Source organism: Campylobacter sp. US53 (assembly GCF_004378995.1).
Taxonomy (GTDB): domain Bacteria; phylum Campylobacterota; class Campylobacteria; order Campylobacterales; family Campylobacteraceae; genus Campylobacter_D; species Campylobacter_D jejuni.
This window is the reverse complement of the sequence record NZ_RYYH01000046.1, coordinates 1-231: the sequence shown is the minus strand read 5'-3', so window position 1 is coordinate 231 and position 231 is coordinate 1. Positions and strand designations below refer to the sequence as shown.

Genomic DNA, 231 nt, shown 5'->3' with positions numbered 1-231 from the left:
TTTCAAGTCTAGTTTTAGCTTCTATAAGAGCGTTTTTTATGGTCAAGAAAGAGCCTTGATTCTATCACTAATGCTTGGATGACTAAGATAATAAAAGGTATAAATCTTGCTTGTTTTAATAAAAGCTTTATTTTCTCTTGCTAGAGCTAAGAGTGCATTCTTCATATCTTCTTTGCTTGTAACTTTAGCTCCGTGTTGATCTGCTGCAAATTCATTTTTTCTACTTAAGGC

The 231-nt window shown here is 32.5% G+C and carries 1 protein-coding gene; it reads right to left on the bottom strand.

Annotated features, from left to right (window positions below):
* Positions 1 to 42: 42 nt before the first annotated feature.
* The coding region (locus tag ELQ05_RS08240) for a M48 family metalloprotease (protein WP_134240084.1) at positions 43 to 231 on the bottom strand (189 nt) is incomplete at its 5' end.